Raw genomic sequence first — 24,089 nt, forward strand, 5'->3', positions numbered from 1 at the left:
TGATAGGCCAGGCGAAACTACAGCCGGGAGAGCTTGGTGTCGTTCGGGACCTTCTGGTACGTGCTGACGTTAGTGCTGACCTGGTTTTCCGTGCTGACCTTGACCTCGCCGGCCTTGACATCGAACCCGGCCTCGTTGGACGCCGTGACCACGCTGTTCACCTGGACGGTGGCCGAGCCTGCCTCGTAGAGTTTCGCGGCATCCCGGGCGGCCGCAGCGTCGTTCCCCAGGGCCACGTTCTTCATGTAGCTGTCGATCACGGTGCTGTTTTCCGGCGTGTAGTCGATGTCGATCTTGACGGTGCCCTGGGTGCCTGCCGTGACGCTGGACTCGACGCTGCCGGCCTTGACATCCATTCCCTCCTTGACGCCCTGCGCCACGGTGCCTTCCAGGGATAGGGACACGGAACTGAGGTTATTGTCCTTGTCCATGTTCAACTCCAGGCCGCCCTTGCCCGAGGCCTCGAAGGTCCGCCCGTCCAGGTCCAGGTTGCCTTTGGCGGAAACTTCCACGCTGCCCTTGGACGTCCCGTCACTGAGGTTCTTTTCATAGGCCAGTTCCAGCTTCGCGGAGGCGGCGGCATCGGCCGAATCGGCCCCGGCCTCAAAGCTCAGCGATCCCTTGGCCTTGTCCTCATGGCCGTTGGAGCCGTTGTCTGAAGCGGCCTCGTTCAGGGTGTCCAGGATGTAGTCCGGCGGGTTACCGGCCACGTCCTTGATATCACCCACACTGTCCGGCGGGAGGTCGGCGTACATCTGGTTCCGCGCAGCCATGGCTTCTTCAATGCTGTCGAACGTGTATTCGCGGGCCACCTCGCCGGTCAGGGTGGCACCGGCGGATCCGGAAGCGTCGTTCACGCCCAGGCCCATGTTGCCGTAGACCTTCACGGTGGCCGAGCCATCCGCGTTTTCCACCACTTCCGTGCCCACCTCGGCGCCGCCGTGGACCCACAGGACACGGGCTTCGATCGAAGCCTTTCCCGTCTCCGTGTAGACCGGGATGTCCTCCTTGGCCAGCTCCAGCAGGTGCTGCCGGGCGAGGTCCTGCGCTGATTCCGGGATCCCGCCGTCCATGGTCATCAGGTCCTTGGCCAGCGGACCCTCCGGGCCTTCGCCCTCGATCAGGTACTTCTTGTCCGCGGCCGAGAGGCTGTCCCACCATTTGGCCTGTTCCTCCGGGCTGGCCCCGGCCATTGCGTCCAGCTGACCCTGGAGGTCGGCGCGGTGTTCCGCGGCCTCGCGGGCAGCTTCGAGCTTCTCCTGCGCCCAGTTCTTCATCTGGTCGAACAGGCCCTGCAGCCCGCCCGGCCCGGCGCCGGTGCCGCCCGCGCCGGCCGCCGAGGACTTTTCCTGTTCCGCGGCGTTCTGGAGGAGGATCTTCGAGTTCTGCCGGAGGCTTGCGACCACCCGCTCGATGCTGGGACGGTGGCTGCCCGTCCACTCCTGCCGGAAACGCTCGCCGTCGCCACCTTTCCAGGGGGCGGCAAGGATCTGGCTCTGCAGCGACGACGCCCTGGTGCTGAGCTGTGAAGCAGCTTTGTCTGCGGCCTTGGCCAAGGCGCGAAGCTGACTGACGTCAGCACCGTAAAAAGTCATGATGTCTCCCCAGAGAATGATGCAGTTGCAAGGTGGCGGCTGGTCCATATCGTGCCATGTTGCACCAGGGGGTGCCATGGGCATCACTCCCCATGGGGCCCCGCCAGCAGCCTGAGTCCGTCCGCCACCATCCTGCCGCGGTGGATCACGGTGCGGTCCGGGAGCCGGTCCATGACCGCCGCGGCGGGCCGGGCCGCTGCCACCGCGTCGAAGCGCTCCAGCCTGCAGTCGGCGTCCACCTGCGCGAACGTCCGCACGCGCGTGGTTCCGCGAGCCACCATCATGCCCAGCGCCGTGGCCGCCCGTTCGGTGATGGGCGTTTCCGCCCGGCGCCAGTTGTTGCGGTCGTTCAGCATCATGGTCCACACCCCCGCCCCGCCGGTGTGTCCGCGGAACGGCAGTCCAAGCCGGTTGGAGTCCAGGTGCACGTGGACGTCGGAAAACGCGGGGAGCAGCAGCCTCCCCCGGCCCTCCACCACGGTGACGCCCGGACCGGCCGCCGTGGCGGTTCCAGGCCCCGCCTGCGGCGCGGTTCCCTGCGCCGGTTCCCGCTCCGGGAGGTGAGGTGCGACGGCGGCAATCACCCCGCCGTCGAGCGTTACATCGGAGCGTTCGCCGCCCCAGGGACGGATGTCGCGGATCAGGGTCTCCGCTGTACTGCTGGGTGGCCATCGTTCCAGCCTACTGTCGCGCCGGGCATCGGACCGGGAGCTGTTCCGGAGCCTGTTCCCGTGGCACGATTGGCCTTTAACACTGCCATCGGGACAGACCCGGGGCCACGAGAATTGCACGAGGATCCGGACATCAAAAAAGAACTAAGGGAAGCCGCCGGGACGGCTGAGGAAGTCACCAACTCGCGGCCACTGGAAATCATGGCCCGTGCAGGGTTCGCGGTCAGCGGCATCCTGCATTTCCTGGTGGGCGCCATCGCCATCCGCCTGGCCATGGGCGGCCAAGGCAAGGCGGACGTCAGCGGTGCCGTGCAGGAACTCTCCGGCCAGCCGGCCGGTCCCATCCTGCTGTGGAGCAGCTTTGTGGCCTGCGTGGCCCTGGCCATCTGGCAGACCAGCGATGCGATCTTCGACTTCAGCCATCTGCCCAAGCGCGAAAAAATCGGCAAGAAACTCAAAGCGGCCGGCCAGGCCGTGGTCTTTGCCGCCTTCGCCGTGACGCTGGCCTCGTTCGCCATCGGCACCGGGAAGGACAACAGCCGGTCCACCAGCGATTTCACCATCGCGCTGATGAAAGCCCCAGGCGGCGTTGCGCTGCTGATCGTCATCGGCGCCGCGGTGGCCATTGCAGGGATCGTGTACGGGATCCGCGGCGTCCGGAAGTCGTTCGAAAAGAACCTCAGGATGCCTGCCCCGGGCACCACGCGAACCGCAGTGTCCGTCCTGGGCGTGGTGGGTTACGTCGCGAAGGGCTTCGCGCTGCTGCTGGTGGGCCTCCTGATTATCATTGCCACGGTCAGGTCGCACCCGGAGGAATCCACCGGGCTGGACGGAGGCTTGAAGGCCCTGCGGGACCAGCCGTTCGGGCTCTACCTGCTGGCCGCCGCCGGAATCGGCCTGATCTGCTACGGCGTGTATTCGATGATGCGGGCAAAGCTGGCGAAGATGTGAACCGCCTGGGGCACCCGCCCGGCTAGGGTGGACGCATGCCCCAGGTACGCGCCGAACGATTTATCCGACTCGACCCTGAGACCGCTTTTGCGTTCTCCCAGACCACCGGCGACTTCCGGTTGAAGTGGGACCCCTTCATTTCGGCGCAGGGCTGGCTGGACGGCGCCAAGGCCGCGGGCAAGGGCGTCCGCACCCGGACGGTCTCGAACATGGGGCTGGTGATGGTGAGCGAATACGTCTCCTATGCACCGCCCCGGAACGTGGGCATGACGATGGTTTCCGGGCCGTGGTTCTTCGGCAACTTTGGCGGCGGCTGGCGTTTCACCCCGGCCGACGGCGGCACCCGGGCTGTCTGGAAGTACACCTTTTCCTGCCGGCCGGCGTGGCTGCGGCCGGTGGCGGAGCGGATCGGCAGCTGGCTGCTGGGCCGCGAGATCGAAAAGCGCATCGAGGCTTTCGCCCGGGCGTGCGAGGACCCGGCGCTCGTGGCGGAGTTCCGCTCGCTGCAGCCCTGACCCAAGCCTCCGAGTCCGTGGCTCCGGGCCGGGGGCTGCGTGCCGTCACGCAGCCGCCGGGCCGGCCCCCCGATCTCGCTCGGCCGGCACCAGCTCAGTCGCCTTCGAGGGCGGCCCGGACACGCGCGCCGATGCCGTGCAGCCGCTCCGCCGGTTCGGTGGCGTAGACCAGCCGCACGTACCGCGGCGCCACGTCCTGGCCCCACGCCGTCATGGGGGTCGCGGCGATACGGCCAACAGCCAGGAGCCGCCGGGACAGCTCCGGCGCCCGCATCCCCAGTGCCTCCGCATCCAGCAACAGCGACCAGCCGCCCTCAGGCACCACAACGGGAAGCCCGGCCAACTCGGCGGTCACCAGGTCGCGGCGCGACTGCCACTCCCGCACCGCCCCGGTGATCCCGTCGTCACTGTTGGTCAGTGCGGCGAGGACCCCTGCCTGGTTGAAGCCGCTGGCCACGGCAGTGTTGTAGATCGCGGCGAGGGCCACGTCTCCCATCACCTCCAGGGGGCCGGCCACCCAGCCGACGCGCCAGCCGATCATGCGGTAGGTCTTGGAAACTCCCCCCATGGTGATGGTGTGCGGGGCGAGCTCCGGGAACGACGCCGGATGACGGTACGGCAGGCCGTCGAACAGGATCCGGTCCATGGCGGCGTCATATAGCAGCCAGCAGTCCGCGTGCAGGCAGGCATCACGGACGGCACCCCATTCGGCGTCGTTGAGCACGTGGCCGGTGGGCATCGCGGGGCTCATTAAGAGGATGGCCCGGGTGCGCGCTGAAACCGCCGCGGCCAGCCTCACCGGGTCCAGGCGCCAGCGCCCGCCGGAGACCATCAGCGGAACGAAAACCGGCACGGCCCCTGCAAGCCGGACCCTGTTGATCATGCCCGCATAAGTGGGATCCGTGAGGATCACTTCGTCGCCGTGGTCCACGGTTGCCAGGAGCACGCTCAGCATTCCGGCGAGCGCCCCGCCGGTAATCACCACCTCGGAACGGGGATCGTAGGAGAGCCCTGTCTGCTGCCGGAGCCGGTGCGCCACGGCCTGGCGGAGGGCCAGCGTGCCGGTGAAGGGGAGCCAGCTGTTGGCGGCCATGTTTCCCACAGCCTCGCGGGTGGCGATGATGGCCGACGGCGGCGGCGCGATGTCCGTGTCCAGGTTCTCCATCCGGAGCACGTCGGGATCACCACCGACGGCGGCTGCCACCTTGTCGATGCCGAAGGGCTGAATCCGGGCAAAACGCCCGGTCCTGCCGCGGACCATGTGCCCAGCGTCCCACCGGGTGCAGATCGCGTCAATGGGCTCCGGACGAGCCGTCCACCATGGAAATGACAGCCACTGTCTGTTGGCCCTCGTTGCGCAGTTCCACGCTGCTGATCCGGCTGATCTGGGTGGGTGTTGCCCCGGTGATCCTGGACCGGCCCCCCGGAGTCGCCGACCAGCTGCAGGCACGGTCCTCGGTGCCGTCCCGGCCCTTGACCCACAGGGATAAAGTGCCCCGGGTGGGCAGGCTGGTCCCGGAAAACGAGACCTCGGTCCCCCACGCCTTCTTCGCCAGGGCAAGCTGGACCTGGAGACCCCCCGGGGCCTCCACCGAGTAGCTGGCGTCCGGCCGGGGAGGCTGGTTGAACAGCGGAGCGGCCAACACCCCCGCCGCCAGGCATGCGGCGGCCACCGCCCCGACGAAAGCCGCCCACCGCCGTCGTGATTTCCGCCGCCGTGCTGCCAGTTCGTCCAGCAGCGCGCCAGGCTCCCCTGCGGAAGCCACTACCCCCAACGCAGTGGCTTCCGGGGCTGCCGCCGCGGGCGCCCGCCCGGCCAGGGCGACGGCGTCGACTACGGGGAGGGCATCCAGCAGGGCCGGCAGGCTGGCGAGTTCGTCCAGCTCCCGCCGGCAATCCGGGCACCCGGCGAGGTGCTGCTCGAACCGCGACACGTCAGCCTGCTCCAGGCCGCCCAGCAAGTAGGCTCCCAGCAGTTGGTGCACGTTCGCATCGCTCACCGCTGCACCCCCATTTCGTCAAGGATGGTCCGCAGAGCCCGGACCGCATAGAACGCACGGGACTTCACCGTCCCGGCGGGAATGCTCAGCTCCGCGGCCGTTTCCGCGACAGTGCAGCGCCGGTAGTGCAGTGCCACCAGGACGTCCCGGTGTTCGGAGCTCAGTCGCAGCAAGGCTTCCTCCATCAGTACGCGGTTGAGCAGTTCGTCAACGCGTTCACTGGCTTCCGCGGGGTCTGCCACGTCCCTTTCGGCCGCTTCGAGGGGACGGCGCTGGGCCTTGCGGTAGTTATCGATCATGATGTTCCGGGCGGTGCGGAAGAGGTAGCTCCGCAGGCTGCCGGTAATCTCCGGGGCCTGCTGCCAGACGCGGAGCACCGTTTCCTGGACCACATCCTCAGCCAGTTGCGGATCCCGGCAGGCGCTCAGCACAAAGCGCCGCAGCGCCGGGCCGTGCTCCCGGTATATCGCTGCCACCACGTCTTCATCGAGTGGCATCCCCGCCCCTCCCGCTGTACTGATGGTGCCCTGCATTGTGTGATGCCCCATGGTGCCGCGGCCGGCCGGATGCCCGCCGTTCCCCCGTTACGACGCCGTCCGGACCGAAATGGTTCACCGCCGCCCGCGGTCCACGGAGGCGCCTTACTGAACGATTCCGCTTGTGAACCATTTTGTTCCCTGGTGCGTCGTACCGGATAGCGCCGGCCCGCACTGATCCCGCACCGTTTGGCCGGCACGAATCCAAGGAGCTGGACATGAAGAAGCACTGGGGAACAGGCCTGTACGTTGTGGCGCTGGCCGCGGCCCTCACCGCCTGTGGCGGCGGAACGGGGACCTCGAGTCCCACCACTGCGCAGGGTACGACGGCGGCCTCCGCTCCGGCGGGAACCTCATCGTCCGCGGTCCCCGCCGGAGCGGCTGTACTGAAGACGGGGCCGTCGGCGGCAGGCCGGATCGTAGTGGATGCGAAAGGCATGAGCGTGTATTTCTTCACCAAGGACGTAAAGGACTCCGGCACCAGTGCGTGCACCGGCGCATGCGTTGCCGCGTGGCCGCCGGTTCTCACGGAATCGGCCACGCCGGCCGCGGAGGGCGTCACGGGAACGGTGGCAACCATCGCCACGCCGGAGGGAAAGAAGCAGGTGACGATCAACGGCCTGCCGGTCTACTACTACGCCAAGGACAAAGCCCCCGGTGACATCACCGGCCAGGGCGTCAACAACGTCTGGTACCTGGTGGGCCCTTCAGGGGACATGCTGAAGCCCGCGGCTGGCGGCTACTAGCCAACGGGTTAGCGCTGAGCCCGGCCGGGCACGCGGCTAGCGGACAGGGGAGGGAGCCGGCAGCTCCGGGACGGGCAGCTCCACCGGCGATGTGGGAACAAGGTCGGACGGATCGGGGCTCACGGGGGCAGTTGGAAGCGGCTTGCCCGAGGGCAGCTGTCCAAGTCCCGGAACCTTGGCCGGGTCGCGGGGATCGGGTTTCCCCGGCAGGGTGTGTCCGGGCGTGGGGACGGTGCCCGGCGATGGGGTGGCGGGCTCGCCGGCGCCGCCGTGACCGGGTTGAGTGCCGGAGACTGATCCGCCGTCCGCCGGCGAAGGCACCGGTGAGGCGGGCGCGGGTGCGCCCGGCGCCGTTCCACCGGTACCCGGCACCGACTGGTCGGGCGTGCTTCCCCCACCTCCCGGCGTCATGGTCCCCACGAAGAAGGTCACTGCATGACCGACGTTACCCAGGGTGTGGCGGAAGTTCTCATTGGTGGCCGCCGCAGCGGCACCCCCGGCCGCCAGGGCGGCCGCGACGGAAAGCGCCGTAAGCGGCAACCGGCGTTTGCGCCGTCGTCGGGCGGCCAGCTCATCCAGGGCCGGGTCGGCGTGTGCCGGCTCGGCGGAGGCTGGCTCGGCGGAGGCGGCAGGCAGTGCCATGGCGAGTGTGCGGGGTTCAGCAGGAACAGCGGGAAGCGCTGTCAGCGTTGCGGCTGTCGCCATCAGCGCTTCCACCGCGGCGGACGGCCGCGGGCTGTCGGCGGCCAGTGCACGCAGTTCCAACAGGACAGGGCGCAGTTCGCCCGCGTCTTCCATGCCGGCGTCGGCCAGCAGTTCGTCGATGATCCGCTGGTTCCGGGATGAGGAGTTGTCACTCATGATGTGCCTGGCTTCCTATTGAGGCGCGTTCCCTAAGGGCGATGAGCGCCCGGCGATGCAACTGTTTGACGGCCCCGGGGGTCCGGTCCATGATCTCGGCCGCCTGTTCCACGGACAGGTCCGCCACCACCCTCAGGGCGAGGACTTCCTGGTGGTCCGGGCTGAGTCCTTGAAGGAGGGCTCCTGCGCCTCCGCTGTCCACCTTCGCGAGCGCCAGTTCCTCGGCAGACGCCGAGCTGCGGCCGTCGAGCTCGGACTCGTAGGGGCTGAGCGACGGAGTGCGCTCGTTGCGGCGGTAATAATCCACCATCCGCGCGTGCGCAATGGAGAAAATGAGCGACTTGGCGCCCTGGAGTCCGCCGCTCAGTCCGTCAAGCTTCGGATAGAAGGCAAGGAACACGTCCTGGGTGACCGCCTCCGGATCATCCACGCCGCGAGCCCTGAGGTAACCAAGCACTGCGCCGGAGAACTTTCGGTAGACAAGGGTGAACAGCACGGCGGGGTCGGTCCCGTCCGTGTGCACGTATTCATCTGCCAAAGTGTCCAGCACCCTAAGGCTCCTCCATCCCGCTCAGTGCGGTCACATCTGTCCGAGGTTCGGAAGGCTGCGAACCTGGGCCGGCAGCACCGCGGGACTTCCGCCGCAGCGAAAAGTCCCGCGGTCCACCATAGGCGGCTGTGTTACGGACGGCCAGCTGAGGTGGGCAGCTCAGGGAGCTGGGTGGGGACCTCGGCGGGGATTTCCGGGGTGGCCGGAACTGCTGCCTCGGTGGGCAGCTCCGGGGCTTCCGGAACCTCCGGAGCCTGAACGTCTGCTGCGGCCTCGCCGGAGCCCGTACCTTCAACCTTGCTGCCCTCGGACTTGGCTGCTGCCTTGCCTGCGGCAGTTACGTCCGCGCAGTAGCTTTCGATGTTGGCTTCGCCCTCGGCGGCGATGGAGAGCGACTTGAAGCCGGTGGAGGATGCGTCCAGGCCGCCCTTGGTGAAGGCGGTGCACAGGCCAAAGGCGGCGGGGCCGGTGGCATCCGGGCCGACGGCGGTTGCCGAGGCTTCGGCGGTGGCGTCGGCATCGGTGCCGGCGGCTGCACCATCGGCCGAAGCGGAAGCCGAAGCGGAAGCGGACGGCGTGGCGGAAGCGGATGCTTCGGCCGCGGCGCCTGCCGTGGCGGTCTCGGAGACGCCGCCGACGTGCGGGGCGGGGGCGCCGAGCAGTTCGTGGGCGCTCTGCTGAACGTCAGAAGGAAGGGCTCCGGCAAAGGCGGCTGCGCCGGTGCCACCGACCGCCAGCGTACCGGCCGCCAATGCGCTCGCGGCAACCTTACTAGTGGCAAAAACAGTGAACAAGGACATGAAACCCTCCGAAAACATATACAACAGTGTCAGTAACGGCCGGGTTGGATCCGGCCACTCGAGCTGTGCGGATGCGGTCCGCACTCCCCTTACATCGCTGCGGGTTCCGGAAAGGTTACGCGGTGCCGGAATTCTTTTGCGGGACCCCGGCAAGGCCCGCGGCCGCGGGGCCGGCGCCGGGACCGGCACGGGAGCGGCTGGCTCAACCACAGGTGCTGTCCCGCCGGCGCTGTGAAAAGATCAAGCATGCGTCCGATGCAGCACTCCAGCAAACTCCAGAACGTCCGTTACGAACTCCGCGGACCCATCCTCCAGGCGGCAAAGGAGATGGAAGCCGAAGGACACCGGATCCTCAAGATGAACTTGGGCGACACCGCGCCGTTCGGGCTGGAGACCCCCGAGTCCGTGGTGGTGGACATGATCCACCACCTGCGCGGGGCGCAGGGCTACAGCGATTCCAAGGGAATCTTCTCCGCGCGCACGGCCATCTCGCAGTACTACCAGACCCGCGGCCTGATGCAGATCGGCGTCGAGGACATCTTCATCGGCAACGGCGTCAGTGAGCTCATCTCCATGTGCCTCCAGGCCTTCATGGAAGACGGCGACGAAATCCTCATTCCGGCGCCCGACTACCCGCTGTGGACGGCGGCCGTCACCCTGACCGGCGGCAAGCCAGTGCACTACCTGTGCGACGAGGACGAGCACTGGTGGCCGGACATGGCCGACGTCGAAGCAAAGATCACCAAGCGCACCAAGGCAATCGTGATCATCAACCCGAACAACCCCACAGGAGCCGTGTACCCGCGTCACGTCCTGGAGCAGTTTGCCGCGTTGGCGCGCAAACACCATCTGGTGCTGTTCTCGGACGAGATCTACGAGAAGATCCTGTACGAGGACGCTCAGCACATCCATACAGCCTCGGTGGCCGAGGACATCTGCGTCCTGACGTTCAGCGGCCTCTCCAAGGCCTACCGGATGCCGGGATACCGCGCAGGCTGGGTCGCAGTCACGGGCCCGCTAGCGGCAACACTGGCCTACCGGGAGGGCCTGGAGCTGCTGGCGTCCCTGCGCCTGTGCCCCAATGTCCCAGCCCAGCACGCGATCCAGACGTGCCTTGGCGGCTACCAGAGCATCGAGGCACTGGTCCGGCCGGGCGGCCGGCTCCGTGAGCAGCGGGACCGCGCCCATAAGCTGCTCACCGCCATTCCCGGCGTCACATGTGTTCCCGCGGCGGCGGCCATGTACCTGTTTCCGCGCCTGGACCCGGAGCTCTACCCGTTCAAGAGCGACGAACAGTTCGTCCTGGACCTCCTGCGTGAACAGAAGATCCTGGTCTCGCACGGAACGGCGTTCAACTGGCCCCGGCCGGACCACTTCCGCTTCGTCATCCTTCCCTCAGTGGAAGACATCGAGGAAGCAGTGCGCCGGATCGCCGCATTCCTCGCCTCGTACCGGACCGGCGTGGCGGACGACGCGTAGCGGAGCCGTTGCGCGCCGTCCGGAAACCCGGCGGGCAGAATCAGGCCCGGGTCAGGACGTGGCTGCCATCGGCGTATAGCTGAAGGACTTGAGCGTCAGCGTCCCGTCCTTCGTCAGCGCCCTCAGTCCGTTCGGCGCCCCGGCCGGGAAGACGAGCGAGGTCAGGGTTCTCTCGCCGTCGTTGACGAACACTTCCACGGAGCTGTGGTCCACATAGATTTCAAGCCGGACGCGGCCCTCGCGGGGTGCTGACGGTGCCCGCCGGAGCACGCCGTAATCGGGCGCGAGGCCGGCTGTTTCTTTGGCCGCCCCGTCCCGCGTGACGAAGGCGGTTCCCGATTCGAAGTCATAGCCCACCGTGGCAAAGACCCCGTTTTCGGCCAGCAGCTCCACCTTGGCCTCGGAGCCGTCGTCGCCTGCCGCGCGTTCGAGCGTGAGGTCGAGGCGGTACGCCCCACCCGCCGAAGCGGGACGGCCCGTCGCGGGAAGCCCGGCTGCACCGTCCGGAGTCAGTTTCCGGTCTTCCACGGTGGCGGTGTCTCCTTCCAGCGACTTCAGCGCACTCGTGGGGGTGGAGACGAGCGTGGGCTTGCCGGAGACCGTCTTCAGCCGGATATCCCTGACCAAAGTGTCGGCGCCGCCGTGCCAGTCCTCGGTGGGTAGTTTGCGCGCATAGGCCCAGTTATTCAGCCACGCGATGGCGTGGCGCGACCCCATGCGCTGGCTTTCCGTCAGCCGTGGATCGTCCCAGGTCACGGCGGCGTAGAAGTCGGAGCCGTCATCCAGCCACTGGTGCTTCTGGTCTGATGGCTCGAACCGGGTCCCGTCCCACGTCCCGGTCCAGTAGGCGACGCCGGTGGACTTCCCTTCCTCGGCACCGTTGGCACTGGCTGCAAGGACCCAGGTCCGTTTGGCGGGATCGCCGTCGACGTCAAGCTGGAAGAATTCGGGGCATTCAAGAATTCCCAGGCCCTTGCGTTCAAAGGCCGACAGGTAGCGCCATTCCTTCAGGTTGGCGGAGGCGTACAGGCCGATCTTTTCGCCCTCCGCCAGGGCCATCACCCACTGGTTGTTCGCGTCATCACGGATGATCTTCGGGTCGCGCCAGTGCTGCTCCCCCGGGTTGTCCATCACCGGGTTCCCGTCGTAGGGCTTGAATGTGTAGCCCTTGTCGGTGGAGTAGAAGAGCGACTGCCGCTGGATGCCGTCGTCCTGCTGCGTCATGACGGCGATGACAGCACCTTTGCCGAACCCTGCGGAGTTCCCGTAATCCACCACGGCGCTGCCCGTTTCGATGTCCCCCAGGCCGTTCTTGTACTTTTCAATGGCCACCCCCTCGTCTTTCCAGTGCACCAGGTCGGTGCTGGTGAGGTGGTACCACTCAGTGCCGTTCTCCTCCGGGTAGCCGGCGTTGTAGAGGTAGTAGTAGTGCCAGAGGCCGTCCAGCCAGAACGGCCGCTGCGGATCGTTCATCCAGTTTTCGCGGGGGGTGATGTGGTAGCCGGGGCGGTAGGCGGAGGCTCCGTCCGGCCGCGCGAACGCGGACTCCGCCGGCGCGGGAACCTCGGGCCCCGCGCCCAGGTCGGTCAGCATGGCCTCCACTGCAGCGGCTGTGACGCAGTCCGGGCGGGGGATGTCCGCGGAACCTGCCCGTACCGCCTGGTCCTGGCTGCTGGAACGTACCAGGACGTCCTGCCCCGCCCGGGCGGCGGCCACCCATCCGTCGGCGCATTCAATGGCTCGGAGGTCGGAAACGCCGTCGGTCCGGAGCGGGTGCGCCAGGCTTTCCAGGCTGCGGTCGCCCCCGGCCAGCCAGAACGAGCCATAGCGGCCGGCATCTTTTTTGGCCTCCGCCTGGGCCTCAGCGAGGTCTGCCAGCGCGTCCGCGGCGGGGCTTTCCGGGCCCGGCTGCTGCCCCGCACCCACCACGATGGCCACCGCCGCCAGGACAAGCACCAAGGCAGCGGCCACCGCGGCCCATAGGGCCCGGGGCGTGAGTTTGCTGGAGAGAAACCTGAGCGACATGTCCACCGATCATCGTGATGCACAAACGCCGCCGCCGGTATAAGCCGGCGCCGGCGTTTGTGCATGTTGGTCTGATTTCGCTCAATTTTACAGGGGCCGCGCTTCCGCGTTACCGCCGCGGTCCCGCCGCCTTCCCGCCGGGCGCCCCCGGCAGGGCGGCGCGGGGACCCTAGGCGTCGGCCTCTTCGAACTCCACAGCGGCAACTATCTCCTTGGTGGCGGGGCTGATCATGTAGGCCTCGTCGTCCTCTTCCACCATGATGAAATCACCCTGGTCAGTGGTGAAGTGCCAGGCGAGGACGGTCTCGCCGTTGTGCTCGTAATTGGGATCGCCCATGGTGATCTTCTGCAGTTCCTGACCGGCGACGTCGCACAGTTCGCGGATGATCAACTCGAACTCCGGGGCGTTCTCCAAGGCTTCTTCCGCCGCTTCTGCCTGGCGTTCCGCAAGGTTGGGGATCCGGGCCACGCGTTCGGCGATGTGCAGTTCCAGCTGCTCCCCGTCAAGCAGCAGCAGGCCTTCCTGTCCGCGGAGCCAGGCGGCGTTGAGCGCGAGGATGTCCTCGGTCTCCAGCAGCGACTCGAATTCGTCATCGAGCTCTTCGAGTTCCCGGACCGCCTCCGCGGCGGCGGTCCCGCCGTCGTCATCGGCGCTGCTGAAGGCTTCCGTGTCCCCATCCAAGTACGCGTCAGCGTCGTCCTCGGAGAGCGCGTCGAAGGCCGCGGCGGTGCGGTTGAACAGGGCCAGGTGGGCGGTGGCGCCCATACCTTCCAGTCCTTCGCGGACGTAGGCGTCGATCTCGTCGCGCTCCGGCACCGTGAAGACGTACTGGGCAAAGCCGCCGGCCAGCGCCTGGGTGAGGTAGAAGTCGACGTAGTAGCTGCGGAGCGCGTTCGGCGCGATTTCCGGAGCGTCGAGGAGCTCCGCATACATGGCGTTGACCACGGTCACGTTGGAGTCCACAACGTCTTCGTTGGCCGCCTCGGCGCTTTCGGGTGCCAGGACGACGGGGTGCTTGCTGGCGGGCTGACCGGTGCTCATGGAAAATCCTCACTGCTGAAAGCGGGTGGTGCTCAGGACCCTTTCACGCTAGGGGGCGCACCGGTCCGCAGGTTGAGGAAGAGCTGAACGTTGGGCGAAGTTTCAGGGCCCCTTCCGGCTCGGTAAGATGGATCAGATAACCTGCAGATTTTTGACCTGCTGAAAGTAGCGCGCACCATGCCATCCCAACCGGACGAGAGTGCGGCACTGGCAATACAGACCCCCGCGATCAACGACCGCTCCCTCGCGGCCGGACTCGCCTACGCCATGGGCAGCCGGGTGTCGGGGATCTCCTTTGATGCCGCCACCGGCCTGATGCTCGGCAAGGTCCGCGGCGGGTCGGACGCGCCGTATTCAACCACCGCGAAGCTGGTCCGCAAGGCGGGCGGCTGGAGCTGCACGGTGGGAGTGTGCAGCTGCCCGGTGCGGAAGGACTGCAAGCATGTGGCCGCGCTGCTGTTCGCGGCCGAGGACAACCCGGCCACCCGCGTCCAGCTCCTGGCCCCGGCTGAATCCACCCGGCTGTCCCGCGAGCCCCTCGTGCAGGACATGCCGGACTGGGAGCAGGCACTGGGCCCGCTGATTGCCCGGCCGGGAATCACCCCGTCCACCAACGGCATCCCGCTGGCCCTGCAGTTCGACATTGAAGAGCCGGCCCCGCATTTTTCCTACACCGGCCGCCGTGATCCGCTCCGCAGCGTGCGCCAGCTGAAGGCGCGCCCGGTGATCATGGGCGCCAAGGGCAAGTGGATCCGCGGCGACGTCTCCTGGAACACCCTGAGCTACCTCAACTACCGGCGTGAATGCAACGAGGCCCACGTGGAGTGGATGCAGGAATTCCTTGCCTCCCACACCGCCCTCGCCAACCGGCAGCACAACTCCACCGCGCCCTGGCTGGGGCTGAACACCTACGCCGGGAAGAACCTGTGGAGCCTCCTCGCCCAGGCCCGCAAGATCGGCGTCGCGCTGGTCCACGCCGGCAGCCAGGAGCCCGTCCGGTTTGTGGATGAGCCGGCCGCGGTGGGGCTTAACCTGACCCGCTTCGGCACGTCCGCCGGGGAAACGGGCAGCGGTGCCGCCGTCGAGCCGTCCGCCGCCGGTACCGCCGGCGAAAATAGCAAAACGTCCGACGACGGCGGGTTGACACTGGCGCCCACCATCACCGTTGAGGGAGAAGTGGTTGATCCGGCGTCCGTGGGGACGATCGGCCGGCCGGCCCACGGGATCTTCCTGACATCCGGAGCGGACGCCCTTCCCGGCACGGGCACCGGATCGATCATTACCCTGGCTCCGCTGGAAAGCGGGCTGAGCGAAGAACTCCTGACGTTCGTCACGGCCGGCAGCACGCTGCACATCCCGGCGCGGGACGAGACCCGCTTCCTCACCGGCTTCTACCCCAAGCTCAAACAGGCCGCCCGCGTCACCGCGTCGGATGAGTCCGTGGAACTGCCCACGCTGGCCGTGCCCACCTTGTCGCTCCTGGCCAACTACGGCGCCGACCACAAAGTCCGGCTGCACTGGGAATGGCACTACACGTCGGGGAACCTCGTCACAGCGCAGCCCCTATGGCGGCATCCGGGCGACCACGGCTACCGTGACGATCCCACGGAGGCCCGCATCCTCGAGGCGGTGGGCCAGCCCTGGGAGGTTGTTCCCAAGCTGGGTGAATCCGCCACCGGCGGCTGGGGCACTCCGCGGCTGGCCGCCTCGGCCGAGCTGAGCGGCCTGGACACCCTTGCCTTTACCGAGGAGGTGCTTCCCCGGCTCCGCAACACCCCGGACGTGGTGGTGGACACCTCAGGTGAGATCGCCGACTACCGGGAAGCCGAAGAAGCCCCCGTGGTGGCCATCTCCACCAAGGCCACGGACCAGCGCGACTGGTTCGATCTCGGCATCCAGATCTCCCTCGAAGGCCAGCCCGTTTCCTTCGCAGCAGTGTTCTCCGCCCTCGCCGCCGGCCAGACGAAGATGCTCCTGCCCAGCGGCGCCTACTTCTCGCTGGACCTTCCGGAACTCCACCAGCTGCGGGCCCTGATCGAGGAGGCCCGATCCCTTCAGGACAACAAGGACGCGCCGCTGCAGATCAGCCGGTTCCAGGCCGGGCTCTGGGACGAACTGGCGCACCTTGGCGTTGTGGACGAGCAGGCCGCCGCCTGGCGTGAGGCCGTGGGCGGACTGCTGGAAGGCGGCATCAAGGGGCTGCCCCTGCCGGGGGCCCTGAACGCCGAGCTTCGCCCGTACCAGCTGGAAGGCTTCAACTGGCTCAGCTTCCTCTACAAGCACGGACTGGGCGGGGTACTGGCTGACGACATGGGCCTGGGCAAGACCGTCCAGGCCCTAGCGCTGGTCTGCGCGGCAAAGGAAGCCGCCGCGCCTGAGGGGACAGCGTCTGAGGGGAAAGCGGCCGACGGCGCCGCACCTTTTCTCGTGGTGGCCCCCACCAGCGTCGTGGGCAACTGGGAGGCCGAAACCGCGCGGTTCGCCCCCGGACTGACCGTCCGCGCCATCGGCGAAACGTTCGCTAAGAACGGCGTGGACCCGGCCGAGGCCATGGCCGGAGCGGACATCGTAATTACGTCCTACGCCCTTTTCCGGATCGACTACGAAGCGTATGCGTCGCGGGAGTGGGCCGCCCTGGTGCTGGACGAGGCGCAGTTCGTCAAGAACCACCAGTCCAAGGCCTACCAGTGCGCGCGCAAGCTGCCGGCAGGGTTCAAGCTGGCCATCACCGGCACCCCGCTGGAAAACAACCTGATGGAATTCTGGGCGCTCACGTCGATCGTGGCGCCAGGCCTGTTCGCCAGCCCCAAACGGTTCGCCGAGTACTACCAGAAGCCGGTGGAAAAGAACGGCGACAAGGGGCAGCTGGACAAGCTCCGCCGTCGTGTCCGTCCGCTCATGATGCGGCGGACCAAGGAACAGGTCATCCACGACCTGCCGCCCAAGCAGGAGCAGATCCTGGAGGTGGTGCTGAACCCGCGGCACCAGAAGGTATACCAGACCCACCTGCAGCGCGAGCGCCAGAAGATCCTTGGCCTTATTGAGGACGTCAACAAGAACCGCTTCACCATTTTCCAGTCCCTCACCCTGCTCCGACAGCTCAGCCTGGACGCATCGCTGGTGGACCCGTCCCTGTCCGGGGTACGGTCCAGCAAACTGGACGTGCTATTCGAGCAGCTCGAGGACCTGGTGGCCGAAGGGCACCGTGCACTGATCTTCAGCCAGTTCACCGGCTTCCTGGGCAAGGTCCGGGAACGGCTCGTCGAGGAGAAGATCGAGTTCTGCTACCTCGACGGCGGGACCCGGAACCGCTCCGACGTGGTGAACGAGTTCAAGAACGGCTCCGCCCCCGTGTTCCTGATCAGCCTGAAGGCCGGCGGCTTCGGCCTGAACCTGACCGAGGCGGACTACGTGTTCCTACTGGACCCCTGGTGGAACCCGGCGTCCGAGGCACAGGCGGTGGACCGTACGCACCGGATCGGCCAGGCCCGCAACGTGATGGTCTACCGGCTGGTGGCCAAGGACACCATCGAGGAAAAGGTCATGGCGCTGAAGGCAAAGAAGTCGCAGCTGTTCGCGGACGTCATGGAAGGCGATGCGCTCTCCGGTGGTTCCTTGACGGCCGAAGACCTGGCAGGCCTGTTCAACGACTGACGGCTGACCGGCTCCGCGTTTGGGAAACTGATGTTGGGGGCCGGCCCTCCGCTACGGGTGCCTCAGCCCATGGCCGGGGCCAGGGACCTTCCCCCGGACAGCTGCCTCCGGGCCCAGCGGGCGAGTTTCTTGCCCTTGCCCTTCCACCAGTTGTCCTCATCCTTGTCGTGGTGCAGGCGGAAAATAATCATCACCATCACGAAGACGCCCATGGCTACGTCCATCCACGACCAGAACACGGCGTCAACCAGGACGCTGATGCCCATGACGAGGACAGACGGGACTGCCAGTGTCCGGAAAACGGTGCTGGCCACATAGCGCCGATGTGACCGGGGCACCGACAACGCTCGGACCATGTCAAAACAAAGGCAAGCCACCACCATTGCCTGCCCCAGGGACAGGATGGCCAAACCGGCCATCGATCCGGCGAACAGGGCAACGGATTCCATCCCCGCGCTCACCGGATGCCGCCCTGCCGGGCAGTGCGCGGACAAAACACCTTGGGAATGCACAAAACACACATGAGAAAAACCCCCAGAGACCAGAGACCAAGCTGTGAGACCAAGCTGTGGTCCATTCAAGCCGCTGCCGCGGCGGTCCGTCACGAGTAGTGTGTACTCTATTCTGCCGGCGGGTGGCGCCGCACGTCTCCCAAGTACCGCACATCTGAGTACTCACTCCGGCTCGCCGTTTGCCGTTTGCCGGGGTGATCCTCGTCAGAGCGTGATCTTGCGGCTGATGACTTTTTCGGCCGTATCGTAAATGGTCTGGTTGTGGGCACGGGCATAGTCGCGCAGCATCGAAAAAGCCCGGTTCATGTCCACGTTTGCGGTGTGCGAGATGACGCCCTTCGCCTGTTCAATCTGGATGCGGGTGTTCAGCGCGCGCTGCAGCTGTTCATTGATGATGGCGCTTTCCCTCGCGGCGCGTTCCTGCAGGAGGGTGATGGTGGCGACGTCGGCAAACGCCTGCGCAATGGCTGCGTCTTCCGCGCTGAGGGGGCCGGTCTCACGGCCGAAGAGGTTCATGGCACCGATGGTCCGGCTGCGCAGGCGCATCGGGACGGCGTGCAGGGACCGGAAGCCCTGGGCCAGGGCGGACGCCTGGAACAGCGGCCAGCGGGAACCGTCCGCCGCAATGTCGTCAACGGCCACAACAGCGCCGGTGCGGTAGCAGTCCACGCACGGACCCGCGCCGGCCTCCAGCTGAAGCACCTCCACCAGCTGGCTCTCCTCGCTCGTGGAAGCCATCACCTGGAGATCTCCGGCCGGATCCACCAGCACCAGCCCGGCAGCGGCGGCGTCGAGTATTGCCACGGATTCCTCCACCAAGGTGTGCAGGAGGTCGAAAACGTCGTAATCCGCCACCAGGGTATCCGCTATTTTGACGAACGCGGCACTCACGCGCCCCGCGCGGCTCATCATCGCCATGAAGGGATTCTACTGCACGTCAAGGTTCTCCGTTCACCCGTAATTCGGGGTGAAGTCAAGGGTTTTGGCGACGACGTCACGGGCCACGTCGCGGACCGTGCGGCCCTGCGCGAACGCGTGCGCCCGCAGCATCACCAGCGCGTCTGTGGCGGAGGCCCCGGTCTGGGCAAGGACCATTCCCGTGGCCTGGTGCACTTCGCGCCGGGAAAGCGGCGATCCGTCAGGCGGCGCGTCTGTCCCGCCTCCCGGGGCCAGGGTGAGGAGCTGACGGAGCAGCTGCCACGTCGCGGCATCGGCCAGCTGCAATGCAGTCGAGTGGTCTGCCGGACTCAGCGGGCCGGCATCGGAGCTGTACAGTTCCACCACGCCGATGTCTATGGCACCAAGCACCAGTGGGAACACGAAGAGCGCCGAAACATCAAGGTCCCGCAGGGCTTCGGCGAAGACGGGCCAGTCCGGGTGGGAACCCGAGCACACGTAGGGAAGGAGGACCGGCCTCCGGGTTCCCAGCGCCTCCCAGCGCGGGCCCTCGCCCAGGTCGAACTGCAGCTCGTCAATCCTCGCCGACACCGTGTTACTGGCACAAACCATCGTTTCCGGAGCCAGACCGGAAAAGACGGAAATCGATGCTCCGGTGACGGGCAGCGATTCCAGGAACCCGTTGCAGAGGCTCCCGTCCAGCCCTTCGGTCACCGAGCAGGAGCGGTCAACCATGGCTGGACCACACCGTGCCAACCGCATCCGGGCCGCGGAAGGACGTCGCTTGAACCATAGGAAAGGCACCTTCCATGCATCAACGGCTGCTGTTCTTACAGTTTATGCCTGTTCACTGGTCAATCCGCTGGCCCAGGTCCTGTTCACCCCTTGCCAGGCCGGATATAGTTAAGTGTTGCCCCGGACCCCGGTAGCGCCCATTGTCGGCGAGCTACCCAGGAGGAGTCCATTCAATGCGCGGCCGCCAATTCCTAGAAGCATCGCTCACTAATACGGCATCCCCGGACCATGGGGAGTTGTTGAGGGCCGCCATGTCGGCCAGCCACTGGCGCCGGCCCGATTTGAGCCTGAACCGAAGTTCCTCCGAGGCAAGGCAAACCACGATGCCGTACGATTCCGAACGCTGGCGTGACGAGCTATTGACGGAGATCGAGGACCTCGTGGGGCAGCTGAAGGCCAAAGTGGCGCGCTACTCGCTCCTGCGTTCCGACCCGTCCCTCCAGAACCCGTTGCATCCGGACAACCGGGCTGCCACGGACTGGATGCACGAGGCCCTCGAGGATATCGCTGCGACGGCGCTCGGCATCGAACTGGCGACGCAGGAGCGGATATTTCGCGCGATCTCCGACGTTGACCGGGACGCCACCATCCAAGCCAACCAGGAACCAAAGACAGGAACTGCAGGATGATCAGCGCTATCGAGGTCGGCCGGACCTTACTTGTCGAAGCCGCTGACCCCCGCCTCATTGATGAGGAGTTGAACGCGGCGGTGGAGCAGGCACGGCAGCACGCCATGGAAGAGGGCACATCCGGCATCCTGGTGACACGGCTGGGCCACACCACGTTCACGGTAGCGGTCAGCGCGGACGTTCCCTTCGGCCAGACGCACGAGCGCCAGGGCCCGTCCGTGAGCGCGAGCAGCGCCCGTCCGTGAGCGCGAGCAGCGCCCGGGGCGTCGCCGTCAGTTCAAGCTAGCTCGTCCCCTGCCTGTTTCTGTCAGATCAGCATCGCTTCACGCACCTGCCCGGCCGATTCCGCTCCGCCGCTGCCCCGGGAGCTCACGCGGCCGGCGGCCAGCACGTAATAGCTGTCCGCGGCGTTCAGCGCAAAGCCGATGTGCTGTTCCACCAGCAGGACCCGCATCCCGCTCCGCTGGGACAGCTTGATGATGGTTTCCTGGATTTCGGCCACGACATTGGGCTGGATCCCTTCGGTGGGCTCGTCGAGGATGAGCAGCGTGGGTTCGGTGATCAGCGCCCGGGCGATTGCCAGCTGTTGCCGCTGCCCGCCGGACAGGAGGCCGGCCCGGCGAGCCAGCAGCGGGTTGAGCGCGGGAAACATGTCCAGCGCTTCGGCCACGCGTTCCTTGGCGTTCCTGCGTCCGTCAGCGACGAGCTGAAGATTCTCCAGTGCGGTCAGCTGCCCGAACGACTGCTGGCCCTGCGGGACGTAAGCCATGCCGCGCGCCACCCGCTGGTGCGGCCGGAGGGCGGAGATGTCCTCCCCGTCCAGGGTGATTGTTCCGCGGGTGGGCTTGAGAAGCCCGACGACGGCACGCAGCAGCGTGGTCTTCCCGGCACCGTTGTGGCCCAGGATGGAAACCACTGACCCGTCAGGGACGGTGATATCCACTCCGGAAATGACCTGGGTGCGTCCGTAACCGGTCTGCAGGTCCGTGATTTCCAGCATCAGTGCCCTTCCATTCCGGCAGTGCCGAGGTAGACTTCCTGCACTTTTCGATCGGCCTGCACCTGCGCCACGCTGCCTTCGCTCAGGACCTTGCCCGCCGCGAGGACGGTTACCGAGGTGGCGAACTCCCGGACGAAGTCCATGTCATGTTCGATCACCAGCGTGATGCGGCTCGCCGCGATCCGGCGGAGCAGCTGCCCGGTTTCGTCGCGCTCGTCCTGGCTCATTCCGGCGATGGGTTCGTCCAGGAGCAAGACATCCGAGTCCTGGACCAGCAGCATGCCGATCTCCAGCCATTGCTTCTGCCCGTGGGCCAGGGTTCCTGCCTGCTGATCCGCAGCCTTGGCCAGCCCGATGATCTCAAGGGCTTCCTGCACGGCAGGGTCCACGCCCTTTCGCCTCCTTAGCAGCTCGCGGGCCTTCCTGCCGGGGCCGGCGGCGATGTCCAGGTTCTGCAGGACCGAAAGATTCTCGAAGACGCTTGCGGTCTGGAACGTCCGTCCCACGCCCAGCCGAGCAATCTTGTGGACCTTCCTGCCCAGGATTTCGGTGCCGGTGTGATTCACGGACCCCGTGGCACGGACCAGCCCGGTGATCGCGTCGATGATGGTGGTCTTGCCTGCCCCGTTAGGTCCGATCAGGAACCGCAGGTCGCCCTGGATGACATCGAGGTTGACTTTATCCACGGCGACGAATCCGTCGAAGGCCACGGTAAGGTCGCGGACCTCGAGGTACTTGGGCCGTCCGTGGCGGAGGCCGCCGGCCTGAGGCTCGCCGTCGGGCAGCAGCGTGGGTGTTGTCATCGGCTTGCCCTTTCCGGGATAGTGGCTGGTGCTGTTGCGGAGTCCGGGGTTGCCGCGGGGGCAGGCGCCGTGCTGCGCTGGCCTGTCCGGCGCTGTTTCAGCTGCGAGATGAGCCGCGGCAGCGACGCGAGGCCGCCCGGCATGAAGCCGATGACCAGGACGAAGAGCAAGCCTTGGAAATAGACCCAGAACGACGGGAAGGTGGAGGCCAGGCTGGTCTGGGCGATGGCCACGCTGAGGGCTCCGAGGACGGGGCCCAGCAGCGTTGCCCTGCCTCCGATGGCCACACCGATGAGGAAGGCGATGGATGGAATGACGCCGACGTCGGCTGGCGAGATGATCCCCACGATGGGTACGAACAAGGCGCCGGCGATCCCTGCCATGACAGCTGCGATCACGTAGGTCACCGTTTTGATGGTGGCCGGGTCATAGCCCAGGAACCGGACCCGTTCCTCCTGGTCCCGGACTGCGACGAGCAGCTCGCCGAAGCGGCTGCGCATGAGCCGCCGGGCCGCCGCTAGGGCCAGCAGCAGCACCACGGCAGCGATCGAATACAGCATCAGCTTGTTCGCGGGGTCCTTTAGGTCGAACCCGAAGAACGATCGAAAGCCGCTGAGTCCGTTGGAGCCTCCGGTGGTGGCCTGCTGGCCAATCAGGAACACTGCGAAAGCGGCCGCCAGGGCCTGGCTGAGAATCGCAAAGTAGGCACCCTTGACGCGCCGTTTGAACACGGCCAGTCCCAGGACGAGCGCTACAAGCCCCGGAACAAGGACGACGGCGATGAGGGTTACCGCCGGGCTCCGGAACGGCTCCCACCACCCGGGGACCTCGCCGCTGCCGTACAGCGACATGAAGTCCGGAACGCCGGACCCGCCGAAGAGGGAAGCGTCCGCAAGCTTGAGGTGCATGGCCATGATGTAGGCGCCGAGCCCGAAAAACACGCCTTGCCCGAGCGTGAGCATGCCGCCGCGCCCCCACGCCAGTCCGATCCCCACGGCAACGATCGCGAAGCAGATGAACTTTCCCAACAGGGCGAGGTTGAAGACCGAAAGCGCGGCCGGAGCAACCACGAGCAACAGCACCGCGCCGAGCGCGAAGCCGGCCAGCACCCCCCACCGGGATTGCAGGAAGGTGCTCATGCCAGGCTCCTTGTCTTGAGGCTGAAGATGCCCTGCGGGCGCAGCTGCAGGAAGACGACAATCAGCACCAGGATCAGGACCTTGCCGATGCTGGCCGTCGTCGAAAACTCAAAGACGGACTGCAGCACGCCCAGCGCGAAGGCGGCGATGACGGCGCCCTTGATCTGGCCGACTCCGCCGGCCACCACCACCAGGAAGGCGTCCACGATGTAGTTGGTGCCGAGGTATGGGCTGGTGGAGCCGATCAGCGTGACGGCTACGCCCGCCACTCCGGCGAGGCCCGATCCGACAAAGAACGTCAGCTGGTCCGTGCGCCGGGTGGAGATGCCGCTGGTTTCGGCCAGGTCCCGGTTGAGGACCACCGCCCTGATGCGGCGCCCGAGCGGCGTCGCCTTCAGGATGAGGGCCAGTCCGGCCAGGCAGACCAGTGACAGCAGCAGGATGAAGAGCCGGGTGAGCGGGATGGGCGCTCCCAGCAGTTCGATGTTTCCCTGCAGCCAGCCCGGTGCCCGGACGTCCACGCTGGGCGCACCGAAGATGTCCCGGGCGGCCTGCTGCAGGATGAGGGCCACCCCGAACGTGACCAGCAGGGTATCGAGCGGCCGGTGGTACATCCGGCGCAGCAGTACAGCCTCGAGCACCAGCCCCATCAGGCCCCCCACGAGGAAGCCCACCGGAATGGAAACCAGCAGTGAGATGCCGGCATCGGAGAAACTCCGCTGCACCACGAAGGCCGTGTACGCACCGGCCATCATGAACTCGCCGTGGGCCATGTTGATGACCCCCATCTGGCCGAAGGTCAGCGACAGCCCCAGCGCGGCCAGCAGCAGCACCGAGCCGAGACTGAGTCCGGCAAACATCTGTCCAATCAGCAGTTCCATTCCAGCGG

The 24,089-nt window shown here is 66.8% G+C and carries 24 protein-coding genes; 7 read left to right on the forward strand and 17 right to left on the reverse strand.

Going from position 1 to position 24,089, the window contains the following annotated elements:
• Positions 1-17: 17 nt before the first annotated feature.
• On the reverse strand, positions 18-1,595 hold the full coding sequence (locus ACFVWT_RS11955; protein ID WP_390248028.1) for a hypothetical protein: 1,578 nt from the start codon (positions 1,593-1,595) through the stop codon (positions 18-20).
• 83 nt (positions 1,596-1,678) lie between these two features.
• On the reverse strand, positions 1,679-2,179 hold the full coding sequence (locus ACFVWT_RS11960; protein ID WP_390248029.1) for a hypothetical protein: 501 nt from the start codon (positions 2,177-2,179) through the stop codon (positions 1,679-1,681).
• A 147-nt stretch (positions 2,180-2,326) separates the two neighbouring features.
• Here ACFVWT_RS11960 and ACFVWT_RS11965 point away from each other — a divergent pair, with 147 nt between their 5' ends.
• The gene (locus tag ACFVWT_RS11965) at positions 2,327-3,217 is read left to right on the forward strand and encodes a DUF1206 domain-containing protein (protein WP_390248030.1); all 891 of its coding nucleotides are present in this window, start codon (positions 2,327-2,329) and stop codon (positions 3,215-3,217) included.
• A gap of 35 nt (positions 3,218-3,252) precedes the next feature.
• Positions 3,253-3,732, forward strand: a complete 480-nt coding sequence (locus ACFVWT_RS11970; protein ID WP_390248031.1) for an SRPBCC family protein — start codon at positions 3,253-3,255, stop codon at positions 3,730-3,732.
• Positions 3,733-3,826: 94 nt separating this feature from the next.
• Here the strand turns inward: ACFVWT_RS11970 and ACFVWT_RS11975 are convergent, their stop codons facing one another.
• From ACFVWT_RS11975 to ACFVWT_RS11985, 3 genes are read right to left on the reverse strand one after another with little or no spacing between them, the layout of a single operon-like run.
• Entirely contained in the window at positions 3,827-4,993 is a 1,167-nt protein-coding gene (locus tag ACFVWT_RS11975; RefSeq protein ID WP_390248032.1) for a pyridoxal phosphate-dependent aminotransferase, read from the reverse strand.
• Between the two features lie 31 nt (positions 4,994-5,024).
• The gene (locus ACFVWT_RS11980; protein ID WP_390248033.1) at positions 5,025-5,732 is read right to left on the reverse strand and encodes an anti-sigma factor family protein; all 708 of its coding nucleotides are present in this window, start codon (positions 5,730-5,732) and stop codon (positions 5,025-5,027) included.
• Entirely contained in the window at positions 5,729-6,229 is a 501-nt protein-coding gene (locus ACFVWT_RS11985) for a sigma-70 family RNA polymerase sigma factor (protein WP_390248034.1), read from the reverse strand. Before ACFVWT_RS11985 ends, ACFVWT_RS11980 begins: the two co-directional genes overlap by 4 nt.
• Positions 6,230-6,486: 257 nt before the next feature.
• Between ACFVWT_RS11985 and ACFVWT_RS11990 the strand changes: the two genes are divergently transcribed.
• On the forward strand, positions 6,487-7,014 hold the full coding sequence (locus ACFVWT_RS11990; RefSeq protein ID WP_390248035.1) for a hypothetical protein: 528 nt from the start codon (positions 6,487-6,489) through the stop codon (positions 7,012-7,014).
• Positions 7,015-7,050: 36 nt separating this feature from the next.
• On the opposite strand, the gene ACFVWT_RS11995 is transcribed toward ACFVWT_RS11990, so the two are convergent.
• The 3 genes from ACFVWT_RS11995 to ACFVWT_RS12005 form a co-directional block, all read right to left on the reverse strand.
• The gene (locus ACFVWT_RS11995; protein WP_390248036.1) at positions 7,051-7,875 is read right to left on the reverse strand and encodes a hypothetical protein; all 825 of its coding nucleotides are present in this window, start codon (positions 7,873-7,875) and stop codon (positions 7,051-7,053) included.
• Positions 7,868-8,425: an RNA polymerase sigma factor gene (locus tag ACFVWT_RS12000; RefSeq protein WP_390248037.1), complete on the reverse strand. Its 558-nt coding sequence runs from the start codon at positions 8,423-8,425 to the stop codon at positions 7,868-7,870. The genes ACFVWT_RS11995 and ACFVWT_RS12000 overlap by 8 nt, the downstream gene beginning before the upstream one ends.
• 131 nt (positions 8,426-8,556) lie before the next feature.
• Positions 8,557-9,225 carry a protein tyrosine phosphatase gene (locus ACFVWT_RS12005; RefSeq protein WP_390248038.1) on the reverse strand — a complete coding sequence of 223 codons (669 nt, stop codon included), beginning with the start codon at positions 9,223-9,225 and terminating at the stop codon, positions 8,557-8,559.
• 246 nt (positions 9,226-9,471) lie between these two features.
• On the opposite strand from ACFVWT_RS12005, the gene ACFVWT_RS12010 reads away from it, so the two are divergent.
• Positions 9,472-10,704 carry a pyridoxal phosphate-dependent aminotransferase gene (locus tag ACFVWT_RS12010; protein WP_209742123.1) on the forward strand — a complete coding sequence of 411 codons (1,233 nt, stop codon included), beginning with the start codon at positions 9,472-9,474 and terminating at the stop codon, positions 10,702-10,704.
• Between the two features lie 51 nt (positions 10,705-10,755).
• Here the strand turns inward: ACFVWT_RS12010 and ACFVWT_RS12015 are convergent, their stop codons facing one another.
• Together ACFVWT_RS12015 and ACFVWT_RS12020 are read right to left on the reverse strand one after the other, a co-directional pair.
• The gene (locus ACFVWT_RS12015) at positions 10,756-12,729 is read right to left on the reverse strand and encodes a glycoside hydrolase family 32 protein (protein WP_390248039.1); all 1,974 of its coding nucleotides are present in this window, start codon (positions 12,727-12,729) and stop codon (positions 10,756-10,758) included.
• 169 nt (positions 12,730-12,898) lie between these two features.
• On the reverse strand, positions 12,899-13,771 hold the full coding sequence (locus tag ACFVWT_RS12020) for a hypothetical protein (RefSeq protein WP_390248040.1): 873 nt from the start codon (positions 13,769-13,771) through the stop codon (positions 12,899-12,901).
• Positions 13,772-13,948: 177 nt separating this feature from the next.
• Between ACFVWT_RS12020 and ACFVWT_RS12025 the strand changes: the two genes are divergently transcribed.
• Complete coding sequence (locus ACFVWT_RS12025) at positions 13,949-17,425, forward strand: SNF2-related protein (RefSeq protein WP_390248041.1); 3,477 nt, start codon at positions 13,949-13,951, stop codon at positions 17,423-17,425.
• A 62-nt stretch (positions 17,426-17,487) separates the two neighbouring features.
• Here the strand turns inward: ACFVWT_RS12025 and ACFVWT_RS12030 are convergent, their stop codons facing one another.
• The 3 genes from ACFVWT_RS12030 to ACFVWT_RS12040 all read right to left on the reverse strand — a co-directional run bounded on the left by ACFVWT_RS12030 (position 17,488) and on the right by ACFVWT_RS12040 (position 19,569).
• Entirely contained in the window at positions 17,488-17,874 is a 387-nt protein-coding gene (locus ACFVWT_RS12030) for a hypothetical protein (protein WP_390248200.1), read from the reverse strand.
• A 267-nt stretch (positions 17,875-18,141) separates the two neighbouring features.
• Positions 18,142-18,855: a GAF domain-containing protein gene (locus ACFVWT_RS12035; protein ID WP_390248042.1), complete on the reverse strand. Its 714-nt coding sequence runs from the start codon at positions 18,853-18,855 to the stop codon at positions 18,142-18,144.
• A gap of 33 nt (positions 18,856-18,888) precedes the next feature.
• A complete protein-coding gene (locus ACFVWT_RS12040; RefSeq protein ID WP_390248043.1) occupies positions 18,889-19,569 on the reverse strand; it encodes a GAF and ANTAR domain-containing protein in 681 nt (226 codons plus the stop codon).
• A gap of 383 nt (positions 19,570-19,952) precedes the next feature.
• Between ACFVWT_RS12040 and ACFVWT_RS12045 the strand changes: the two genes are divergently transcribed.
• Together ACFVWT_RS12045 and ACFVWT_RS12050 are read left to right on the forward strand one after the other, a co-directional pair.
• Entirely contained in the window at positions 19,953-20,258 is a 306-nt protein-coding gene (locus ACFVWT_RS12045) for a hypothetical protein (protein WP_390248044.1), read from the forward strand.
• Positions 20,255-20,503, forward strand: a complete 249-nt coding sequence (locus tag ACFVWT_RS12050; RefSeq protein ID WP_390248045.1) for a hypothetical protein — start codon at positions 20,255-20,257, stop codon at positions 20,501-20,503. The genes ACFVWT_RS12045 and ACFVWT_RS12050 overlap by 4 nt, the downstream gene beginning before the upstream one ends.
• Positions 20,504-20,565: 62 nt before the next feature.
• Here the strand turns inward: ACFVWT_RS12050 and urtE are convergent, their stop codons facing one another.
• Genes urtE through urtB form a run of 4 tightly spaced genes read right to left on the reverse strand, consistent with a single transcriptional unit; the run spans position 20,566 to position 24,081 of the window.
• The gene (gene urtE, locus ACFVWT_RS12055; RefSeq protein ID WP_390248046.1) at positions 20,566-21,258 is read right to left on the reverse strand and encodes an urea ABC transporter ATP-binding subunit UrtE; all 693 of its coding nucleotides are present in this window, start codon (positions 21,256-21,258) and stop codon (positions 20,566-20,568) included.
• On the reverse strand, positions 21,258-22,061 hold the full coding sequence (gene urtD / locus ACFVWT_RS12060; RefSeq protein ID WP_390248047.1) for an urea ABC transporter ATP-binding protein UrtD: 804 nt from the start codon (positions 22,059-22,061) through the stop codon (positions 21,258-21,260). Before urtD ends, urtE begins: the two co-directional genes overlap by 1 nt.
• On the reverse strand, positions 22,058-23,200 hold the full coding sequence (urtC, locus tag ACFVWT_RS12065) for an urea ABC transporter permease subunit UrtC (protein WP_390248048.1): 1,143 nt from the start codon (positions 23,198-23,200) through the stop codon (positions 22,058-22,060). The genes urtD and urtC overlap by 4 nt, the downstream gene beginning before the upstream one ends.
• Positions 23,197-24,081 (reverse strand): urea ABC transporter permease subunit UrtB, encoded by an 885-nt coding sequence (gene urtB / locus ACFVWT_RS12070; protein ID WP_390248049.1) that lies wholly within the window; start codon positions 24,079-24,081, stop codon positions 23,197-23,199. The genes urtC and urtB overlap by 4 nt, the downstream gene beginning before the upstream one ends.
• Between the last annotated feature and the right edge of the window lie 8 nt (positions 24,082-24,089).

Source organism: Arthrobacter sp. NPDC058288 (assembly GCF_042880995.1).
Taxonomy (GTDB): Bacteria; Actinomycetota; Actinomycetes; order Actinomycetales; family Micrococcaceae; genus Arthrobacter.